Source organism: Bradyrhizobium amphicarpaeae, assembly GCF_002266435.3.
GTDB classification, from domain to species: Bacteria; Pseudomonadota; Alphaproteobacteria; order Rhizobiales; family Xanthobacteraceae; genus Bradyrhizobium; species Bradyrhizobium amphicarpaeae.
Genome location: NZ_CP029426.2, coordinates 924,166 through 941,955, shown reverse-complemented (window position 1 = coordinate 941,955; position 17,790 = coordinate 924,166). Strand labels below are relative to the sequence as shown.

At 66.0% G+C, this 17,790-nt stretch carries 18 protein-coding genes and 1 riboswitch; of the genes, 9 read left to right on the top strand and 9 right to left on the bottom strand.

Features of this window, described 5'->3' with window-relative positions:
- Positions 1-54: 54 nt before the first annotated feature.
- Positions 55-918 (top strand): alpha/beta fold hydrolase, encoded by an 864-nt coding sequence (locus CIT40_RS04610; RefSeq protein ID WP_094895936.1) that lies wholly within the window; start codon positions 55-57, stop codon positions 916-918.
- 246 nt (positions 919-1,164) lie between these two features.
- Here the strand turns inward: CIT40_RS04610 and metW are convergent, their stop codons facing one another.
- Positions 1,165-1,827 carry a methionine biosynthesis protein MetW gene (metW, locus tag CIT40_RS04605; RefSeq protein WP_162307349.1) on the bottom strand — a complete coding sequence of 221 codons (663 nt, stop codon included), beginning with the start codon at positions 1,825-1,827 and terminating at the stop codon, positions 1,165-1,167.
- A 1-nt stretch (position 1,828) separates the two neighbouring features.
- A complete protein-coding gene (gene metX / locus CIT40_RS04600) occupies positions 1,829-3,025 on the bottom strand; it encodes a homoserine O-acetyltransferase MetX (RefSeq protein ID WP_094895934.1) in 1,197 nt (398 codons plus the stop codon).
- Between the two features lie 90 nt (positions 3,026-3,115).
- A riboswitch (SAM riboswitch) is annotated at positions 3,116-3,195 on the bottom strand.
- 157 nt (positions 3,196-3,352) lie between these two features.
- Here metX and CIT40_RS04595 point away from each other — a divergent pair.
- Genes CIT40_RS04595 through CIT40_RS04585 form a run of 3 tightly spaced genes read left to right on the top strand, consistent with a single transcriptional unit; the run spans position 3,353 to position 6,267 of the window.
- Positions 3,353-4,201: a chorismate mutase gene (locus CIT40_RS04595; protein ID WP_094895933.1), complete on the top strand. Its 849-nt coding sequence runs from the start codon at positions 3,353-3,355 to the stop codon at positions 4,199-4,201.
- A 36-nt stretch (positions 4,202-4,237) separates the two neighbouring features.
- The gene (gene hisC, locus CIT40_RS04590; RefSeq protein ID WP_094895932.1) at positions 4,238-5,335 is read left to right on the top strand and encodes a histidinol-phosphate transaminase; all 1,098 of its coding nucleotides are present in this window, start codon (positions 4,238-4,240) and stop codon (positions 5,333-5,335) included.
- Positions 5,332-6,267 carry a prephenate/arogenate dehydrogenase family protein gene (locus tag CIT40_RS04585; protein ID WP_094895931.1) on the top strand — a complete coding sequence of 312 codons (936 nt, stop codon included), beginning with the start codon at positions 5,332-5,334 and terminating at the stop codon, positions 6,265-6,267. Before hisC ends, CIT40_RS04585 begins: the two co-directional genes overlap by 4 nt.
- A gap of 85 nt (positions 6,268-6,352) precedes the next feature.
- Here CIT40_RS04585 and CIT40_RS04580 read toward each other — a convergent pair whose 3' ends face one another.
- Positions 6,353-7,537 carry a DUF2125 domain-containing protein gene (locus CIT40_RS04580; protein ID WP_094895930.1) on the bottom strand — a complete coding sequence of 395 codons (1,185 nt, stop codon included), beginning with the start codon at positions 7,535-7,537 and terminating at the stop codon, positions 6,353-6,355.
- A gap of 110 nt (positions 7,538-7,647) precedes the next feature.
- Between CIT40_RS04580 and CIT40_RS04575 the strand changes: the two genes are divergently transcribed.
- Entirely contained in the window at positions 7,648-8,256 is a 609-nt protein-coding gene (locus tag CIT40_RS04575; protein WP_162307348.1) for a gamma-glutamylcyclotransferase, read from the top strand.
- On the opposite strand, the gene CIT40_RS04570 is transcribed toward CIT40_RS04575, so the two are convergent.
- The 4 genes from CIT40_RS04570 to ftsE form a co-directional block, all read right to left on the bottom strand.
- Positions 8,253-9,026: a lysophospholipid acyltransferase family protein gene (locus CIT40_RS04570; RefSeq protein ID WP_094895928.1), complete on the bottom strand. Its 774-nt coding sequence runs from the start codon at positions 9,024-9,026 to the stop codon at positions 8,253-8,255. The genes CIT40_RS04575 and CIT40_RS04570 overlap by 4 nt on opposite strands.
- A gap of 34 nt (positions 9,027-9,060) precedes the next feature.
- Positions 9,061-9,777, bottom strand: coding sequence for a YdcF family protein (locus CIT40_RS04565; protein WP_094895927.1), 717 nt, complete (start codon positions 9,775-9,777; stop codon positions 9,061-9,063).
- A gap of 105 nt (positions 9,778-9,882) precedes the next feature.
- Positions 9,883-10,851: a cell division protein FtsX gene (locus CIT40_RS04560; RefSeq protein ID WP_094895926.1), complete on the bottom strand. Its 969-nt coding sequence runs from the start codon at positions 10,849-10,851 to the stop codon at positions 9,883-9,885.
- The gene (gene ftsE / locus CIT40_RS04555; protein ID WP_063694655.1) at positions 10,844-11,503 is read right to left on the bottom strand and encodes a cell division ATP-binding protein FtsE; all 660 of its coding nucleotides are present in this window, start codon (positions 11,501-11,503) and stop codon (positions 10,844-10,846) included. Before ftsE ends, CIT40_RS04560 begins: the two co-directional genes overlap by 8 nt.
- A gap of 161 nt (positions 11,504-11,664) precedes the next feature.
- On the opposite strand from ftsE, the gene CIT40_RS04550 reads away from it, so the two are divergent.
- Together CIT40_RS04550 and CIT40_RS04545 are read left to right on the top strand one after the other, a co-directional pair.
- Positions 11,665-12,546 carry an MJ0042-type zinc finger domain-containing protein gene (locus tag CIT40_RS04550; protein WP_094895925.1) on the top strand — a complete coding sequence of 294 codons (882 nt, stop codon included), beginning with the start codon at positions 11,665-11,667 and terminating at the stop codon, positions 12,544-12,546.
- Between the two features lie 47 nt (positions 12,547-12,593).
- Positions 12,594-12,971: a response regulator gene (locus CIT40_RS04545; protein ID WP_094895924.1), complete on the top strand. Its 378-nt coding sequence runs from the start codon at positions 12,594-12,596 to the stop codon at positions 12,969-12,971.
- 146 nt (positions 12,972-13,117) lie between these two features.
- Here CIT40_RS04545 and CIT40_RS04540 read toward each other — a convergent pair whose 3' ends face one another.
- Complete coding sequence (locus CIT40_RS04540; RefSeq protein ID WP_094895923.1) at positions 13,118-14,272, bottom strand: DUF4175 family protein; 1,155 nt, start codon at positions 14,270-14,272, stop codon at positions 13,118-13,120.
- Positions 14,260-16,197 carry a TIGR02302 family protein gene (locus CIT40_RS04535; RefSeq protein ID WP_094895922.1) on the bottom strand — a complete coding sequence of 646 codons (1,938 nt, stop codon included), beginning with the start codon at positions 16,195-16,197 and terminating at the stop codon, positions 14,260-14,262. Before CIT40_RS04535 ends, CIT40_RS04540 begins: the two co-directional genes overlap by 13 nt.
- A 167-nt stretch (positions 16,198-16,364) precedes the next feature.
- Here CIT40_RS04535 and CIT40_RS04530 point away from each other — a divergent pair, with 167 nt between their 5' ends.
- Both CIT40_RS04530 and CIT40_RS04525 read left to right on the top strand, forming a co-directional pair.
- Positions 16,365-16,745, top strand: coding sequence for a carboxymuconolactone decarboxylase family protein (locus CIT40_RS04530; RefSeq protein ID WP_094895921.1), 381 nt, complete (start codon positions 16,365-16,367; stop codon positions 16,743-16,745).
- 134 nt (positions 16,746-16,879) lie between these two features.
- Positions 16,880-17,770, top strand: a complete 891-nt coding sequence (locus CIT40_RS04525; RefSeq protein ID WP_094895920.1) for an NAD(P)-dependent oxidoreductase — start codon at positions 16,880-16,882, stop codon at positions 17,768-17,770.
- Positions 17,771-17,790: the final 20 nt, after the last annotated feature.

Sequence of the window (17,790 nt, the reverse complement as noted above, 5' to 3'; positions counted from 1 at the left end):
CAACAGCATTAACTGCGATCCTGCAGAGGCGGCTTCAAGAGAGGGAAACGGTTAATGCCCCACGCCACGACCAGGGACGACGTCCGCATCTATTTCGAGGAAGCGGGTCAGGGAACGCCAATCATTTTTCTGCACGAATTCGCTGCCGACCATACCAATTGGGAGCCGCAGATGCGCTACTTTTCGCGCGGCCACCGCTGCATCACCTATTCGGCGCGCGGCTACACGCCGTCGGACGTGCCTGATGGCGAGGTCTACAGCTACACGCATTTCTACACCGATGCGCTCGCGGTGCTCGATCATCTCAAGATCGAGCGCGCGCATCTGGTCGGCCTGTCGATGGGCGCCTACTCGTCGCTCCAGATCGGGCTCAACGCGCCGCAGCGCGCGCTGTCGATGACGCTGGCCGGCGTCGGCTCGGGCTCGGAGATCGAGAACCTGGAGGCCTGGCGCAAGCAGTGCCGCGCCAATGCCGAGCAGTTCGAGACGCTGGGCTCCGCGGATGTCGCGAAAGTCACGCGCGAGGCGCCGAGCCGGATTCCCTTCCTGGTGAAGGACCCGCGCGGCCACGCCGATTTCTACGCCGCGCTGGCGCGCCACGATTCCAAAGGCTCGGCGCGCACGATGCGTGGCTTCCAGGGCGGCCGCCCCTCGATCTTTGCGATGACGGAAGCGATCAAGAAAGCATCCACGCCTGCGCTGATCATCTGCGGCGACGAGGACGATCCCTGCATCGGACCGAGCCTGTTCCTGAAGCAGCATCTGCCTGCGGCCGGACTCGCGATGTTTCCGAAGTCGGGTCACGTGCTCAACCTCGAAGAGCCCGCGCTGTTCAACGAGAGCGTCGGACGGTTCGTGACGCTGGTGGAAGCGGGGCGTTGGCCGGTGCGGGATCCGCGCTCGCTGGTGGCGCATTAGCTGTCATTCCGGGATGCGCCGAAGGGGCAGGCCCGGAATCCATTAGGCGACAAGCGCTGTGGCACGATGGATTCTCAGATGCGCGATTGCGCATCATAGCTCGCGCTTCGCACGCCCCGGAATGACGGAGAGAGCAGCGTAGCCCGGATGGAGCGCAAGCGTAATCCGGGTTTCTTGCGCGCGGCACGATCGCCCCGGATTGCGCTGCGCTCCACCCGGGCTACGGTCGTTCGCAATGACGAAAAGCTACTTTCCGCTACCCCTGCTGAGCAGAAACACAGCCTGCTCGCCGAACATGTTCCACACCCACCAGGGCAGGTTGAGCGGCACCGGCCGGCCGTAGAGGTCGAGCGCCACCGAACGCTCCATCTTGACGTTGATCTCGTCGCAGAGCTCGACGAAATCCTTGATGGTGCAGAAATGGATGTTGGCGGTGTCGTACCAGGTTGCCGGCAAATTCTCGGTGCGCGGCATGTGGCCGCCGATCAGGAGCTGGAGCCGCATCTTCCAGAAGCCGAAATTCGGGAACGAGACGATGGCACGGCGGCCGATGCGCAGCAGGTTCTCCAGCACCACGCGCGGCTGACGCGTTGCCTGCAGCGTCTGCGACAGGATCACGTAGTCGAAGGCGTCATCCGGATAGTTGACGAGGTCGGTGTCGGCATCGCCCTGCACCACCGCCAGCCCCTTGGCGACGCAGCGGTTGACGCCCTCGCGCGACAGCTCGATGCCGCGGCCGTCGATGCCGCGGTTTTCCAGCAACTGAAGCAGATCGCCCTCGCCGCAGCCGACGTCGAGCACTTTCGAGCCGGGCTTGACCATCTCGGCCACCAGCCGATGATCGGCGCGAAAATCACCGGACTGCCCGGTCGCAACGCCGCCCAGCGGCAATACTTCCTGCACGGACATGCTAGCCATCCTTCAGTCCGCGCGCCTTGCCCGCCGATTGCAGGAACGCGCGGGAGATATCGAGGAATTCGGGCACGTCGAGCAGGAAGGCGTCGTGGCCGCGATCGGTCTCGATCTCGGCAAACGACACCCGCGCGCTCGAGGCGTTCAGCGCGTGCACCAGCGCGCGCGATTCCGAGGTCGGGAACAGCCAGTCGCTGGTGAAGGAGACCACGCAGAAGCGGGTCTTGATGTCCGCGTACGCCTTCGCGAGCACGCCGCCATGGTCGGCGGCGATGTCGAAGTAATCCATCGCGCGCGTCAGATAGAGATAGGAATTGGCATCGAACCGCTCGACGAAGGACGAGCCCTGGTAGCGCAGATAGGACTCGACCTGGAAGTCGGCGTCGAACGAGAAGGTCGGCAGCTCACGGTCCTGCATGCGCCGGCCGAACTTGCGATGCAGCGCGGCGTCGGAGAGATAGGTGATGTGCGCGGCCATCCGCGCCACCGCCAGCCCGCGATGCGGATGGATGCCCTGATCGGCGTAGCCGCCGCCACGCCAGTCGGGATCGGCCATCACCGCCTGGCGGCCGAGCTCGTGGAAGGCGATGTTCTGCGCCGAGTGCCGCGTCGCGCAGGCGATCGCCAGCGCGGAGAACACGCGGCCCGGATAGGCCGCGGTCCATTGCAGCACCTGCATGCCGCCCATCGAGCCGCCGACCACCGCAAACAGCGTGTCGATGCCGAGCCGGTCGATCAGCATGGCCTGTGCACGCACCATGTCGGGGATGGTGATCACGGGGAATTCCAGGCCCCACACTTTGCCGGTGGCGGGATTGATCGACGCCGGCCCGGTCGAGCCCATGCAGCCGCCGATCACGTTGGAGCAGATGATGAAGTAGTGCTTGGGATCGATGGGGCGGCCGGGGCCGACCAGCGTCTCCCACCAGCCTGGCTTGCCGGTGACGGGATGCACGTTGGCGACATGCTGATCGCCGGTCAGCGCATGGCAGATCAGCACCGCGTTGGAGCGATCGGCGTTGAGCTCGCCATAGGTCTGGTAGGCGATCTGGAACGGGGTGAGATCGACGCCGCAATCGAGCCGCAGCGGCTGCTCGGCGCCGAAATGCGCGATCTGCGAGCTTGGATGATCCACCTCGTGCGACCGCTCGTCGGCGCTGATCGCAGGACTCGGTATCGACTTGACGTCACCCATCTGACCATCGACCTCGTTTGCGGTCGGGCTCGAGACCGCATTGAAATCAGGCCATGAAAAACCCGGCCTGAACGATAGGTTCGGCCGGGATCGAAAACGTCCCCGGCCTGTTTAGCGAGTTTTTTAACGTGGCTGCAAGCCGGCCGGCTCAAATGACCACGGAACGGGCAAAAGCTACCGTCTTGGGAGGTTTTCGTCAAGTCGCTGACAGGATCGACCAAATTCGCCTGCCACGCCGTCGACGGAAAGCAGCGTCATTTCTCTTTGCTTTCGCAGCCCTGACTGCCTAATCAGGGCATCCCCCATCGGAACGATCGACCGCCAGACATGTCCCAAATTCCGCCCGCGCCACCATCGCTGCAGGAACTGCGCAAGGAGATCGACGCGATCGACGAGGGCATGCATCGCCTGCTGATGCAGCGCGGCGACATCATCGACCGCCTGATCCAGGTGAAGCAGACCCAGGAGGTCGGCTCGGCGTTCCGCCCGGCGCGCGAGGCCTCGATGATGCGCGACCTCGTGCAGCGGCATCGCGGCATCCTGCCGCTCGACACGGTCGAGAGCATCTGGCGCGTCATCATCTCGACGTTCACTTACGTGCAGGCGCCGTTCTCCGTGCATGCCGACATCTCCGTGAGCGAGCCGGCGATGCGCGATTCCGCGCGCTTCCATTTTGGTTTCACCGTCCCTTACGTCGCGCATTTCAGCGCGCAGGCCGCGGTCGAGGCGGTGGCGAAATCCAAGGGCGACCTGGCGCTGGTCTCGGCGACGTCGAGCCGCACGCCGTGGTGGCTCTCGCTCGAGGAAAAAGGCGCGCCGAAGATCATCGCGCGCATGCCCTTCGTCGAGCGTGCCGACCATCCGGCCGCATTGCCGGTGTTCGCGATCTCGCGCGTCCCCGACAGCGCCCTGGTGACCGAGGTCGAGACCTTCAGCGTCCGCGTGTCCGGGTGGAACGCCGAGGTCGCGCGCGCCCTGTCGCCGCTCGCCGAGATCGTCGCGGTGCCCGATACCGCCTTCGACGGCGCCGCGCTGCTGATCTCGGTCACGAGCGCGACCAGCATCGACAAAATCAGGGCTGCCCTGATCGAGGCGGGGGCCTCGGTGCGGTCCACGGCCCTCGTCGGCAGCCACGCAACGCGCTATACGGTGCCCCCGACCGGGGCAAAATCGTAAACCACGCGCCGCGCCCCGCCATTTTCGGAGTTCAAGATGTCCCGCCCCGTGCCGAATCCCGGCATTCTCGATATTGCGCCCTACACGCCCGGCAAGAGCCCGGTCGCCGAGCCGGGCCGCAAGGTGTTCAAGCTCTCCGCCAACGAGACGCCGTTCGGGCCCTCGCCCAAGGCGATCGAGGCGTTCAAGAACGTGGCGGATCACCTGGAGGACTATCCTGAAGGAACCTCGCGCGTGCTGCGCGAGGCGATCGGCCGCGCCTTCGGCCTTGACCCGAACCGGATCATCTGCGGCGCCGGCTCGGACGAGATCCTCAATCTGCTCGCCCACACCTATCTCAGCCACGGCGACGAGGCGATCTCCACCACGCACGGCTTCCTGGTTTACCCGATCGCGACCATGGCGGTCGGCGCCAAGAACGTCGTTGCAGCCGAGAAGAACCTCACCTGCGACGTCGACGCGATCCTCAAGGCGGTGACGCCGAAGACCAAGCTGGTCTGGCTCGCCAACCCCAACAATCCGACCGGGACCTATATCCCGTTCGACGAGGTCAAGCGGCTGCGGGCCGGCCTGCCCTCGCACGTGCTGCTGGTGCTCGACGCCGCCTATAGCGACTACGTCTCGCGCAACGATTACGAGATGGGGATCGAGCTGGTCGCCACCACGGAGAATACCGTGGTGACCCACACCTTCTCCAAGATCCACGGCCTCGCCGCGCTGCGCATCGGCTGGATGTTCGGGCCCGAGCACATCATCGACGCCGTCAACCGCATCCGCGGTCCCTTCAACGTGTCGACGCCGGCGATGTACGCCGCGGTCGCCGCGATCGAGGACACCGCGCACCAGGCGATGTCGAAGCAGTTCACCGAGACCTGGCGCAACCGGCTGACCGAGGAGATCGGCAAGCTCGGATTGAAGGTGACGCCGAGCGTCGCCAATTTCGTGCTGATCCATTTCCCGACCGACAAGGGCAAGACCGCCGACGAGGCCGACGCGTTCCTGACCAAGCGCGGCCTGGTGCTGCGCGGCCTGAAGAACTACGGCCTGCCGCATTCGCTGCGCATGACCATCGGCACCGAGGAGGCCAACCGCCTCGTGTTGGATGGCCTTCGCGATTTCATGGCCGGCAAATGAGCAGCGCGCCGCACTTCCAGCGCGTCGCGCTGATCGGCTTCGGCCTGATCGGCGGCTCGATCGCGCGCGCTGCGAAGCTCCAGGGCCTGGCCGGCGAGATCGTCACCACCGCGCGATCGGAAAGGACCCGCGCGCGGGTGATGGAGCTCGGCATCGTCGATCAGGTCGTGGCGACCAATGCGGACGCCGTGAAGGATGCCGACCTCGTCATCCTCTGTATTCCCGTCGGCGCCTGCGGGCCGGTGGCGCAGGAGATTGCCGCGCACCTGAAGCCCGGCGCGATCGTGTCCGACGTCGGCTCGGTCAAGGGCGCCATCGTCAGGGACATGGCGCCGCACCTGCCGAAGACGGTTCATTTCGTGCCCGCGCATCCTGTCGCCGGCACCGAGCATTCGGGACCGGATTCGGGTTTCGCCGAGCTCTTCATCAACCGCTGGTGCATTCTCACCCCGCCGGAAGGCGTCGATGCCGCGGCCACCGATCGCCTGCGCGCGTTCTGGGCTGCGATGGGCGCCAAGGTCGAGGTGATGACGCCGGATCATCACGATCTCGTGCTGGCGATCACCAGCCATCTGCCGCACCTGATCGCCTACACCATCGTCGGCACCGCCGACGAGCTGGCGCAGGTCACGGAATCCGAGGTGATCAAGTTCTCCGCCGGCGGTTTTCGCGACTTCACCCGCATCGCGGCCTCGGACCCGACGATGTGGCGCGACGTCTTCCTCGCCAACAAGGAAGCCGTGCTGGAGATGCTCGGCACCTTCACCGAGGACCTTTCAAAACTGACGCGCGCGATCCGGCGCGGTGACGGCGAAGCGCTGTTCGACCATTTCACCCGCACCCGTGCCATCCGCCGCGGCATCGTCGAGATCGGCCAGGATTCAGCGGCCGCGGATTTCGGCCGCCAGCACGGGGCGCTGAAGAAGCCGTAACGGACACTGCCGTAGCCCGGAAGAGCGCAGCGACATCCGGGACGGTCCCGCATATCGCTTCGCTCATGCGGGCTACGGGATCCAACTAATACAGCGGCGGGATCTGGCCGACCTTGACCGGGCCCAGCAGCACGGCGCCGTCGACGAATTTCAGCGGGAAGCTGCGCGCCTTCTTGCCTTCCAGCGTGCTCTCGGTGCCGATCGAATTGATGCCGGCGGCAACGCCGGCATTGGCGTTCTGCTTGATGACCTTGCCGAGGCCGGGCACCGCACGATCGAGCGCGCCGAACAGATTGTTGAGGTCCTGCGACTTCACGCCGGGCGCGACGCGGTCGAGCGTTGCCTGCGGCACGCCCTCTTCCAGCATCTTCTCGATGCCGAGCGCCGGGATCACGCGTTCGAGGCCCGTCACCGTCATCTGCAATTCGCCGTCGAGCCGGCCGTTGACCGAGAGGCCGAGCGTGCCGGCCGCAACCGCGATCATCTCGCCCTGCTGGATCCGCGACTGCACGATCTCGATGTGACCGCCCGCGGCCTGGATCTCGCGGAAGCGCTGCGGCCAGGGCTTCGGCGTCAGGTCCGAGAGGCCGGTGATCCTGGCCCGCGTGTCCGCTTCGAACGGCTCGGCAAGCAAGGGATGAACGCCCTGGATGCTGCCCTGCGCGACATGGAGCACGGTTTCGATCACGGGATGATCGGATTTCGATCCCTCCGCGAGGCGCCCGTGCAGCTCGACCTGCTTGGCGCGCGCGAGCGGCACCTGCATGCTGCCGTCGAGACGGTTGAGGCTGGGATCATCGAACACGAGCGAGGCACGGTCCGGGATAGCCGGCAGGCCGACCACACTGCTGCGGCCCTTGCTCCAGTTCACCACGAAGGTGTTTTGCGTAACGCCGTCGGTCAGCGTCGCGGGCGCTGAGAATTCGGCGATGACGAGCTTGGGATCGTACACCTGGGCAACGACGAGGATGTTGTCGAGCTTGGCCGTGAACGGCGTCCTGCTCGCGTTCTGCGACACCAGCGAGACGCTGGCGCCGGAGCACTGGACCTCGAAGCGGAACGGGAAGCCGGCGATCGAGCGCTTGGCGCAGTCATAGATGCGGCCGGCCTTGGCCTCCTGCGCCCGCCAGGCGTCGGCGGCGATCTCGGCCTGCGAGGCCGCATAGAACCAGAAGCAGCTCCAGGCGACGGCAAGGATCAGGACGAGGATGGGGGCGATGAAAAGGCCCCAACGGGAGCGCCGGCCTGCGGAAACGGTCATATCGGACATGCGGCGACCCTTTGACCCCAGATGATGGCAAATGTAAGCGAGGTTCGGCTGCGACGAAAGGCGGAGAATCCGCTTCGCTTGGGAGCGCGGTTCTGATAGCCGTGCCCGAAATGTCCGAGATCACCCTCCCCTCCGTTACCACAGCCAAGGGCGACCTCTGGGTGTTCGGCTATGGTTCGCTGATGTGGCGGCCGGGCTTCGAGTTCGAGGAGCGCGTCCCGGCGCGGCTGGTCGGCGAGCATCGCGCGCTCTGCGTCTATTCCTTCGTTCATCGCGGCACCCCGGAAAAGCCGGGCCTGGTGCTCGGGCTCGACCGCGGCGGCGCCTGCCGCGGCATCGCCTTTCGCGTCGCTGAAAACAACCGCGCCGACGTCGTCGCATATTTGCGCGCGCGCGAGCAGGTCACTTCGGTCTATCGCGAGGTGATGCGCTCGGTCTGGCTGGAGAACGATGCGCGCCAGCGCGTCCCTGCGCTCGCCTACGTCGTCGACCGCGGCCATGTGCAATATGCCGGCCGTCTCTCGCTCGCCGAGCAGCACCGCCACGTCGTCCAGGGCCACGGCCAGTCCGGCGCCAACCGCGACTACGTCACCGCAACGGTGAAGGCGATCGAGGCCGAAGGCTTTCGCGATACGCAACTGCATCAGCTCGCGACCATGCTGCATGGCGATGCGCATTCGCTGCACGCGCCGGCTCCCGACGATCGAGACAACCGCTAGCTCTCCGACGGCGCGTAACTCGGTGACGCCCCGATCAATTGCTCCTGCTCCTTGCAGCCCTCTTCGACGAGGCGGCTGGTTGCCTCTTCGATCGCCGTTTGCACACGAGAGAGAAACTCATCCTTCGGCAGGCCCGACGGCAACGGATCGAGGAACTCCACCACGAGCGTGCCGGGATAGCGCATGAAGGTGCGGCGCGGCCAGAACAGGCCGGAGTTGAGCGCGATCGGCAGGCACGGTACGCCGCAGGACGAATAGATCTGCGCAAAGCCGGTCTTGTAGTCGGGCGGCGCGCCCGGCGCGCGGCGCGTGCCCTCCGGAAAGATCACGAGCTGTTTCCCACTGCGCACCGCCTCGCGCGCCCGCCGCGTCATGTCCAGCAGCGCCTTCACGCCGGCCTTGCGATCGATCGCGATCATTCCGGTCTTGGCCAGGAACTGACCGAACACCGGGATCTGCATGAGCTGACGCTTGAGGATGAAGATCGGACGATCGAAGAATCCGGGCAGCACGAACGTCTCCCAGAACGACTGGTGCTTCGCCACGATCACCAGCGGTCCCGGCGGGATGTTCTCGACACCGCGGAATTCGACCTTGATGTTGCAGACCACGCGCATCAGGACCAGCGTCGCCTTCGCCCACCATTGCGCGACCGTCAGCATGGCGCGCGGCGGCAGCAGGAAGGTCGGCAGCGCCACGATCGCAAGGCCCACCAGCACGGCGTAGAACAGCACGTTGAACAGGAGCGAGCGCAGGAAAATCAAGAACATCGAGGATCCGATTAATTTGCAGATCAATGGCCGGTCAATTGGCCTGCGAATTGGCCTGGGCGGTGGCGGGCCGCCTCGGTTGCTGACCTGCAGGCTGCTCCGACATCTCGGGCGAAAGGTCAATCCCGAAATCCTCCAGCCGCACCCTGAGCTCGGCCGCGATGTACTTGACATATTCCGACAGCAGCAGCCGCAAGGTGGACGCCGAAGTCCACCACGGCTCCTCGCGCCATTTGTCGCCGACCACTGCGAACGGGATCAGCGTCGTCTGTGGCATCGCGTGCGAGAATTCCACCAGCGCGCGCGGCATGTGATAGTTCGAGGTGACCACGATCAGCGACCTGAACCGGCGTCCCTCGGCCCAGCGCCGCGCCTCCGCCGCATTGCCGCGGGTCGAGAGCGCGGTGCGATCGAGATCGACGCAACAGGTCATGAAGGACTGGTTCTCCGGCAGCGTCCGGGAGATGTCGCTCGCCGTCGATGTCGGGTGAACGCCGGAGATCAAGAGCCGCCTGCCGTAGCCGGCGGCGAGCAGCTCCATCGCATCCGACACACGCGAGGAGCCGCCGGTGAGGACCACGATGCCGTCGGCCTTGCGGCTCGGGGCGATCTCGGCGCCGCGCAATTGCGACAGAAACGCGATGAAACCCGCCGCCGCCCCGACAAAGGCGAGCGCAATCGTCGATACCAAAGCCGCGCGCAGCCAGCCGCGCGGCAGGTTCGGCGATTGATCGTCGGTCGGCGAGGTCATGTGATGTCAGTGAACCCTTCCTGGAGGATTTTAAGACGTTTTGAGGCGAAGTGGAGTCCGCTTTCTGCACCTTCTCCCACAAGGGGAGAAGGAAGAAAACTGCACTCAATCCACATCATTCAACGTCGCGAACAGGGTCTGGCGTGAGGCCACCGCGGTGATGGCGCCGATCAGCACGGCCTGGACCGCGAGCACGATGTAGCCGGACGGCCGCAGCGAGAAGGTGCCGAGCAGCGCGGCGAACTGATCGCCGACGGGGGTGCCGGAAAACCAGCCGGCGATCGACTCGGAGAAGCCGAACACCAGCATCGCCGCGCCGCCGCCGATCACGCCGCCCTCCAGGCCCAGCCTGAGGAAATGACGCAGGAAGTGATTGGCGATGTAGCGGTCTCCGGCGCCGACGAAATGCAGCACCTCGACGATCGGACGGTTCGCCGCCATGGCGCCGCGGGTCGCGAACGAGACCGAGATGATGGTGGCGACGATGACGAGCGCAAGGATGCCGAGGCCGGCGAGCACGGTGGCGTTGGTCATCGAGCGCATCCGCTCGATCCAGGCGCGATGATCGTCGATGCTGGCACTTGGCGCGATTTGGGTCACACGCGCGCGCAGGGCGCCGAGGTCGAGCGGCGTGCCGGGTTGCACGCGCGCGATGATCATGCGCGGCACCGGCAGATCGTCCATCGACAGCCCGGTGCCGAGCCAGGGCTCGAGCAGCTTGCCGCTCTCCTCCCGGGTGAACGGCTTGACCTCGACGATTCCGGCTTGCGCGCGCATCGCTTCCGTCACCGCCGCGGTGTCGCGTTCGAGATCGCGGCCGGCCTGCGGGCGAACCTGGATGGTGATCTCGCTTGCGACGTCCGACTGCCATTCCGCGGCGGATGCGCTCACCAGCAGTACCGTGCCCGTGGTCATCGACGCCAGGAAGGTCATGATGGCGACGACGGCGACCAGCGCGCGGCCCTGGATCGAAGCGCGCGGCACGATCGGCGACATGTTGCGCGCCTTGGCCGGAAGCTGCGGACGCTCCTGTCCGAGGTCGACCAACACGCCGCGCTCGTCGGTCCTATTCATAGACGTGCAGCCGTCCCTGATGCAGCACGAGACGGCGGGCCTCGTACTGGTCCATCAGGCCGATGTCGTGGGTCGCGATGATGACCGCAGTGCCCGATTTGTTGAGCTCGATGAACAGCCGCAACAGGCGGCGTCCCAGCGTCGGGTCGACGCTGCCGGTCGGCTCGTCCGCGAGCAGCAGCTGCGGCCGCGAGATCACGGCGCGCGCGATCGCCGCGCGCTGCTTCTCCCCGCCCGACAGGATCGGCGGCAGCGCGTCCATGCGCTCGCCGAGCCCGACCCAGCGCAGCAGGTCGATCACCTCCTTGCGGTAGCTCGACTCGCTGCGGCCCATGACGCGAAACGGCAGCGCCACGTTCTCGTAGGTCGTCATGTGATCGAGCAGGCGGAAATCCTGCAGCACGATGCCGATGCGCTTGCGCAGATCGGCGATCTCGTCCTTGCCGAGCTGCGAGATGTCGTGGCCGAACAGATTGACGAGGCCCCGCGTCGGCCTGTGCGACAGGAACAACAGGCGCAGCAGCGAGGTCTTGCCGGCACCGGAGGGGCCGGTGAGGAACTGGAAGGAATGCGCCGGGATCTGGAAACTGAGGTCGCGCAGGATCTCCGGCCCCAGACCGTAACGCAATCCGACATTTTCGAACCGAACCAAGTTCAGCTCCGTTCGAGAGGGGGCGCGGGTCGCATGGCAGCGCTCCGCCATGCGCGATCAACGGGTTTTGCCGCCGTTATGGTTTCCGGTTCGTTAACGGTCGCCTTGTAGCATCCAGAGTGCCCGGTTCGGCGCGACTGGGTCATCGTCGAGGCTCGTCCATGCATATCGTCTGCCCCCATTGTATGACATCCTACGCCATCAAGCTCGCGAGCCTTGGGGCGAACGGACGGGCAGTCCGCTGTTCCCGCTGCAAGGAGACCTGGATCGCCCATGCCGAGGATGCCATCGAGGAGGCATCCGTTCCGGCCATGGCCGCGGCCAGCCAGGCCGACGACCAAGCCGACCTTGCCGAGCAGTGGAACTCCTACGCCAAGGACGATGGCGCCACTAATGCGCCTGTCGTCGACAGCCCCTCGATCGCCAGTGACTGGCCCGAGGAAGAGGCTCCCAATGAGACCGAGGACGAGTGGTCCGCGGCGGCCCGGGAAGCCGAGGAGGAGGTCGTGGGCGCGCAGCACCAGTCCTGGTTCCGCGGCCTGTTCCCCCGCCGCGGCGCGCGGGTCAGCCGTCCGGTCACCAATGTTGCGCCCAAAAAATCCTATTTCGGCCTGCCGACCGCCTGCGCCGCCATGGGCGCGCTGGTGCTGGCGCTGGTAATCTGGCGCGGCGACATGGTGCGGCTGCTGCCGCAGACCGCGGCCTTCTACAAGATGGTCGGGCTAGAGGTGAACCTGCGCGGCCTCGCCTTCAGGGACGTGAAGCTGTCCAACGAGACCGTGGACGGTAAGCAGGTGCTGGTGATCGAGGGCGTGATCGTCGGCCAAGGCAAGAAGCCGCTCGATATCCCGCGCTTGCGCTTCGCGGTGCGCGACGCGCAAGGCGCGGAAATCTACGCCTGGAATACGGTGCTGGAGCAGACCGTGCTGCAGCCCGGCGAGCGCGCCTTCTTCCGCTCCCGCCTCGCCTCGCCGCCGCCGGAAGGCCGCAATATCGACGTTCGCTTCTTCAACCGGCGCGACATTGCCGGCGGCAGCGTATAATCGCGCCGCCCGGTGCCGCCCGGGAGTTTGGTCCGAAGGTTGATGCCATGCCGAAGATCCTGATCGCTGACGACGAGGATTCGATGCGCACGCTGGTAGCGCGCGCCATCGCCATGGACGGGCACGAAACGGTCACCGCGCAGGACGGCGCCGAAGCGCTGGAGATCCTGACCCGCGAGGACGGCGCGTTCGACCTGCTGCTCACCGACATCCAGATGCCCGTGATGGACGGCATCGCGCTGGCGCTCTCCGCCGCCCGCGATTTTCCCGATTTGACCATCCTGCTGATGACCGGCTTTGCCGACCAGCGCGAGCGCGCCTCCAACCTCAATGCGCTGGTGCACGACGTCGTGACAAAACCGTTCTCGATCGCCGACATCCGCATCGCCGTGGCGGACGCGCTGGCGGCGAAGAAGGGGTCATAGGCGATACGAGCCACATATGCTGCTGTCATGCCCCGCGAAGGCGGGGCATCCAGTACGCCGCAGCCTATCGATTGAATCACAGCCGTCTCGGAGTACTGGATCGCCCGATCAAGTCGGGCGATGACAGTGAGCTTGTGGCGTCCGCCTCAAAAATCCTTCAGCAGCCGCTCGATGTAATCGAGCTCGATCTGCGGGCGCGAGCTGTCGCCGAGGCGGCGGCGGAGTTCTTCGAGGATGCGTCGGACGCGCTGGGCGTCGATCTCGCCGGGGATCTTGACGGTGTAGTCGTCGCCGAGGTCGCGGCCGTGCAGCGGACGTCCCAGCGGATCGGTCTGATTGCCGCCGCTCTGCTGCCGGCCGGCCCGATTGCCGGGACCATCGCCCTGCCCGTCGCCATCGCCCTGCTGCATCGCCTCGGCCATCTTCTGCGCGCCCTTGCGCATCGCGTCGAGGGCCTTGCCCTGCGAATCCACGGCGCCATCGGCATTGCCATCGCCGAGCTTCGATCCGGCATCGCCCATGGCACCGTCGGCGTCGTCCAGGCTGCCGTCGTCATCACCCTGATCGCCGTCCTGATCGCCGCTCTGGCCCTGATCGCCCTGCTGGCCTTTCTGACCTTTCTGACCTTGCTGACCCTTCTGGCCTTTTTGTCCCTTTTGCGCGAGGCCGCGCTTGGCGAGCTCGTCCTGCAGCTTCTTCAAGCGGTCACGCAGCGACTGCTGATCCTGCTGCAGGTCCGACATCGACTGGTCGCCCTGCGGCTTGCCGCGCGAGCGCTCGCGCCGGGAATCCTGGCCCTGCTTGAAAGTCTTGTCGCGCAATTGCTGCTGCTTGCGGATCATGTCGCTGAGCTCGTTCAGCGCCTGCTCCATCTCGCTCTCGCCGGATTGCCCGGGCTGCGCCATCTGGAGGTTTTCCATGATCTGCGCGAGCTGCTCGAGCATGCGCTGAGCCGCCTCTTTATTGCCTTCGCGCGCCGCCTTCTCGATCTGCCGCAGCAGGTCATCCAGATCGCGCTGCGTGATGACGTTGCGATCACGGCTGGAGGATTGGCTCCGTTCCGTCGCCCGCTTGTACTCCTCGAGCTTCTGGATGGCGTCGGACTGGTTGCTCAGGCTCTTCCCGGACTCCTTCTGCCTGAGGCTGTCGCCGGCCTCCTGCATCGCCTTTTCCGCGCTGTCGAGCAGCGCGTCGGGATCCTGATCCAGCTGGGCAGCGGCAGGCGAGACTCCTCCCAGCAGCAAGGCGAGGCAGGCGATCGACATCGCCTTCAAGACTGGCACGGGTACTAGCTTCCGCATTTCCGGTCCCGCGTGAACTGGTTGGCCTTGTCGTCTCCCGCCTTGTTGGCACGGCTGTTCGCCGACTTCCGATAGGCCTGAAGCTGCTCGCGCAAGACGTCCTGCTGCTGCGCCAGATCCGCCAGCTGCTCGGGCGTCGCCTTCTGGGTCTTTTGTCGCAGCTCGACTGCCTTGTCGAGGATGAGCTGGACTTCCGCCGGGAACGGCTGCCGGGCACCGAGCGGATTTTGCTCGGCGCGCCGGGCGAGATCGCGCACCTTGCCGGCCATGGCCTCGCGCAGCTTCTGCGTCAGCACCCTGAGCTCGTCCTCGCTGGCGCCGCGTTCCAGCGCCGCCTTGAGCGCGTCCTGCGCCGAGCGCAGCGCGGCGTTGACGCTGCCGGCAACGCCGTCGTCCTCGATGGTCGTCGCGAAGGCCCACATGCTCGCCACCACGTTGCGCAGCGCATCGTCGGTGCGGGCAGCCTCGAGCTGGCTCGCCAGGCTCCGGAGGCCGAGATAGCAGCCGGCATCCGGCGTGAACAATTCGGGTGCGATCATCAGCGCGTCGAGCGCGGTGTAGACGTCGGAATTCCTGTTGGCGTCGAGCGCGAGGATGCGGCGCTGCTCGATCAGCGCGCGCGCGAGCGAGTTGGTGAACAGACGCTCGGGCAGGCGCATGTTGAAGGGTTCGCTCCTGGCCTCGTTGCCGGCCTCGTCCTTGGCCGTCAGCGTCAGTGTGACGTCGGCGCCGGCATAGGGGTCCTCGCTGAGGTCCTTCACGGTCTGGCCGACGCCGTTGCGGGTGCGCGCGTTCGGCAGCACGAGCGGGAATTGCGGCGGTTGGAACAGCGGCCGGGCTGCGGCCTTGCCGTCGGAATCCTTGCTGCCGTCCTTGGCGTCGGCGGGGCGCAGGGCAATCTGCGCATCCGCGCCGGTGACGCCGTAATCGTCCTCGATCTTGTAGGAGAGCTGCAGCCCGCCGCGCGCCTGGCGCTCGGGATCCTTGGCGAGCGCGATGGTCGGCGCATGGTCCGGCGTCGCCGCAAATGCCCATTGCGGCTGGCCGGAGGGCGCGCGGACATGCGCGGTGCCGTCAGCGGTGATGGTGAAATGCTTCTCGTTGGTGCCCTTCGGCGCGGCCTCGGTGGGAGCGACCTCCTTGAGGCCGCCGGAGACGACGACATCCAGACTGCCGCCGGAGGAGCGCACGATCAGGGTCGAGCCTGCCGGAACGGCCAGCGGACCGGAGGCCGGCAGTGCCGCGGCCTCCTTGTTGGCGGCCGACAGGATGATCGGCGGCTTGCCGGTGTAGAGCGGCGGGGTGACCCAGGCATCGACGCGAACATTGGCCGGCGCCAGCACGCCGTTCCAGTCGAAGGCGGCCCCGAGCCGCATTCCGCGCTCGTCGCCGGCGGCGAAGAACGTCGCAACCAGCATCACCATGACCAGCGCGCGCAGCGCCCAGGGATCATGCAGCGCCAGCCGGGGATGCGGCAGGCCGGCGCGGATGCGCTTGAGCGAGGCCAGCGTACGCTCGCGCTGTGCCTGCCACAGCGCCTGTGCAACCGGGTCCTGCGAGGACAGCGTATCCGTCAGCGTCGTGGCCGGGCGGTGACGGATGCCGGAGCCGCGATCGAGCCGGGCGAGCGCCTCCTCGCGGCTCGGCCAGCGGAAGCGAATCAAGGGCAAAAGGACGGCAATTGCGATGCCGGCAAAAACGACGAGACCGATGGCACGGGCCAGGAACGGCAGCGCCAGCCAGAGGCCGGCCCAGGACACCACCAGGAACAGGCCGACGACGGTCAGAAGCCGCGCCAAAATCGGCCAGGCACGTTCCCACGCGATGGCATAAATGGCCCGATCGAGGGCCTGCGCCAGCTTCAGCCGCGACAGAGCATCGCTGTTGCGGATCGGGTCTGACGGGTCGGGGGTGACGCCGTTCAATCAACTCTCCAGGTTGCCCGGTAGAGAAGCCTATCACAACGGCAGCACTGAGGCATCCGTTCCGGTACGGGAGACACCCCTTTTCCCGCATAACACGAGGACGTGACTGGCCCCGCACAACCCCGTAATTTCCGCGCCGCCATCCGAGGGAGACGAGAGGAAACGCCATGGACAAGAAGATGCACGATAAGGGCCTGGAAGTCCGCAAAGCGGTGCTGGGCGAGGCCTATGTCAACAACGCCCTGAAGAACGTCGACGACTTCAACCGCCCGTTCCAGGAGATGCTGAACGAATATTGCTGGGGCACGGTGTGGGGCCGCGAGGAGCTGCCGCGCAAGACCCGCAGCATGCTCAACATTGCCATGATCGCGATCCTGAACCGCCAGCACGAGTTTCGCGCGCATCTGAAGGGCGCGCTGACCAACGGCGTCAGTCGCGAGGAGATCCGCGAGATTCTGATGCAGGTCGCGATCTATGGCGGCATGCCCGCCGCCGTCGACAGCTTCCGCATCGCGCGCGAGGTGTTTGCGGAGATCGACAAAGCCTAAGCCAAACAAGTAGCTTTCAACATATTACTCCGTCATTGCGAGCGAAGCGAAGCAATCCAGAAATCCCTCCGCGGACACATTCCTGGATTGCTTCGTCGCTTCGCTCCTCGCAATGACGATGAGGAGACAACACCATGGACATCGGATTCATCGGCCTCGGAAACATGGGTTTCCCGATGGCGCGGCGGCTGATCGAGGCGGGACACAAGCTCGTCGTGTTCGACACGCGCAAGGAGGTCACGGACAAGCTTGTGGCGCTCGGCGCGGCGGCTGCGACGTCACCGAAGGACGTGGCCGACCGGGTCGAGACCGTGATGGCGAGCCTGCCCTCGCTGCAGGCCTCGCTCGAAGTCGCAACGGGGGCGAACGGCGTGATCGAAGGCAGCCGCGCAAAACGCTTCATCGACCTCTCCACGGTCGGCTCGGCGATGGCCGTGAAGATTCACGGCCTCCTCGCCAAGCGCAACATCGTGCAGATCGACTGCCCCGTCTCCGGCGGCGTCGGCGGCGCCGAGAAGGGCACGCTGGCGGTGATGGTGTCAGGCCCGAAGGCCGACTTCGATCTGCTCAAGCCCGCGCTCGACGTGATCGGCAAGGTGTTCTTCATCGGCGAAAAGCCCGGCGCGGCGCAGACCATGAAGCTCGCCAACAATTTCCTGTCGGCCACCGCGATGGTGGCGACGTCGGAAGCCGTGGTGATGGGCGTGAAAGCCGGGCTCGACCCGGCCGTGATGATCGACGTCATCAATGCCGGCTCGGGCATGAACACCGCGAGCCGCGACAAGTTTCCGCGCGCGGTGCTGCCCCGCAGCTTCGATTTCGGCTTCGCCACGGGGTTGATGGTGAAGGACGTACGGCTGGCGCTGGAGGAGATGAAGCAGCTAGGCCTGTCGATGGGGGTCGCCGACGCGGTCGGGCGGTTGTGGGAGACGATCATCGCTGCGGAGGGCGCGGACTCCGATTTCACCGCGGCGATCAAGCCGATCGAGAAGCAGGCAGGCGTCGTGGTTGGCGGAAAAAAATAGCGTTCCACCGGATTGCGCGG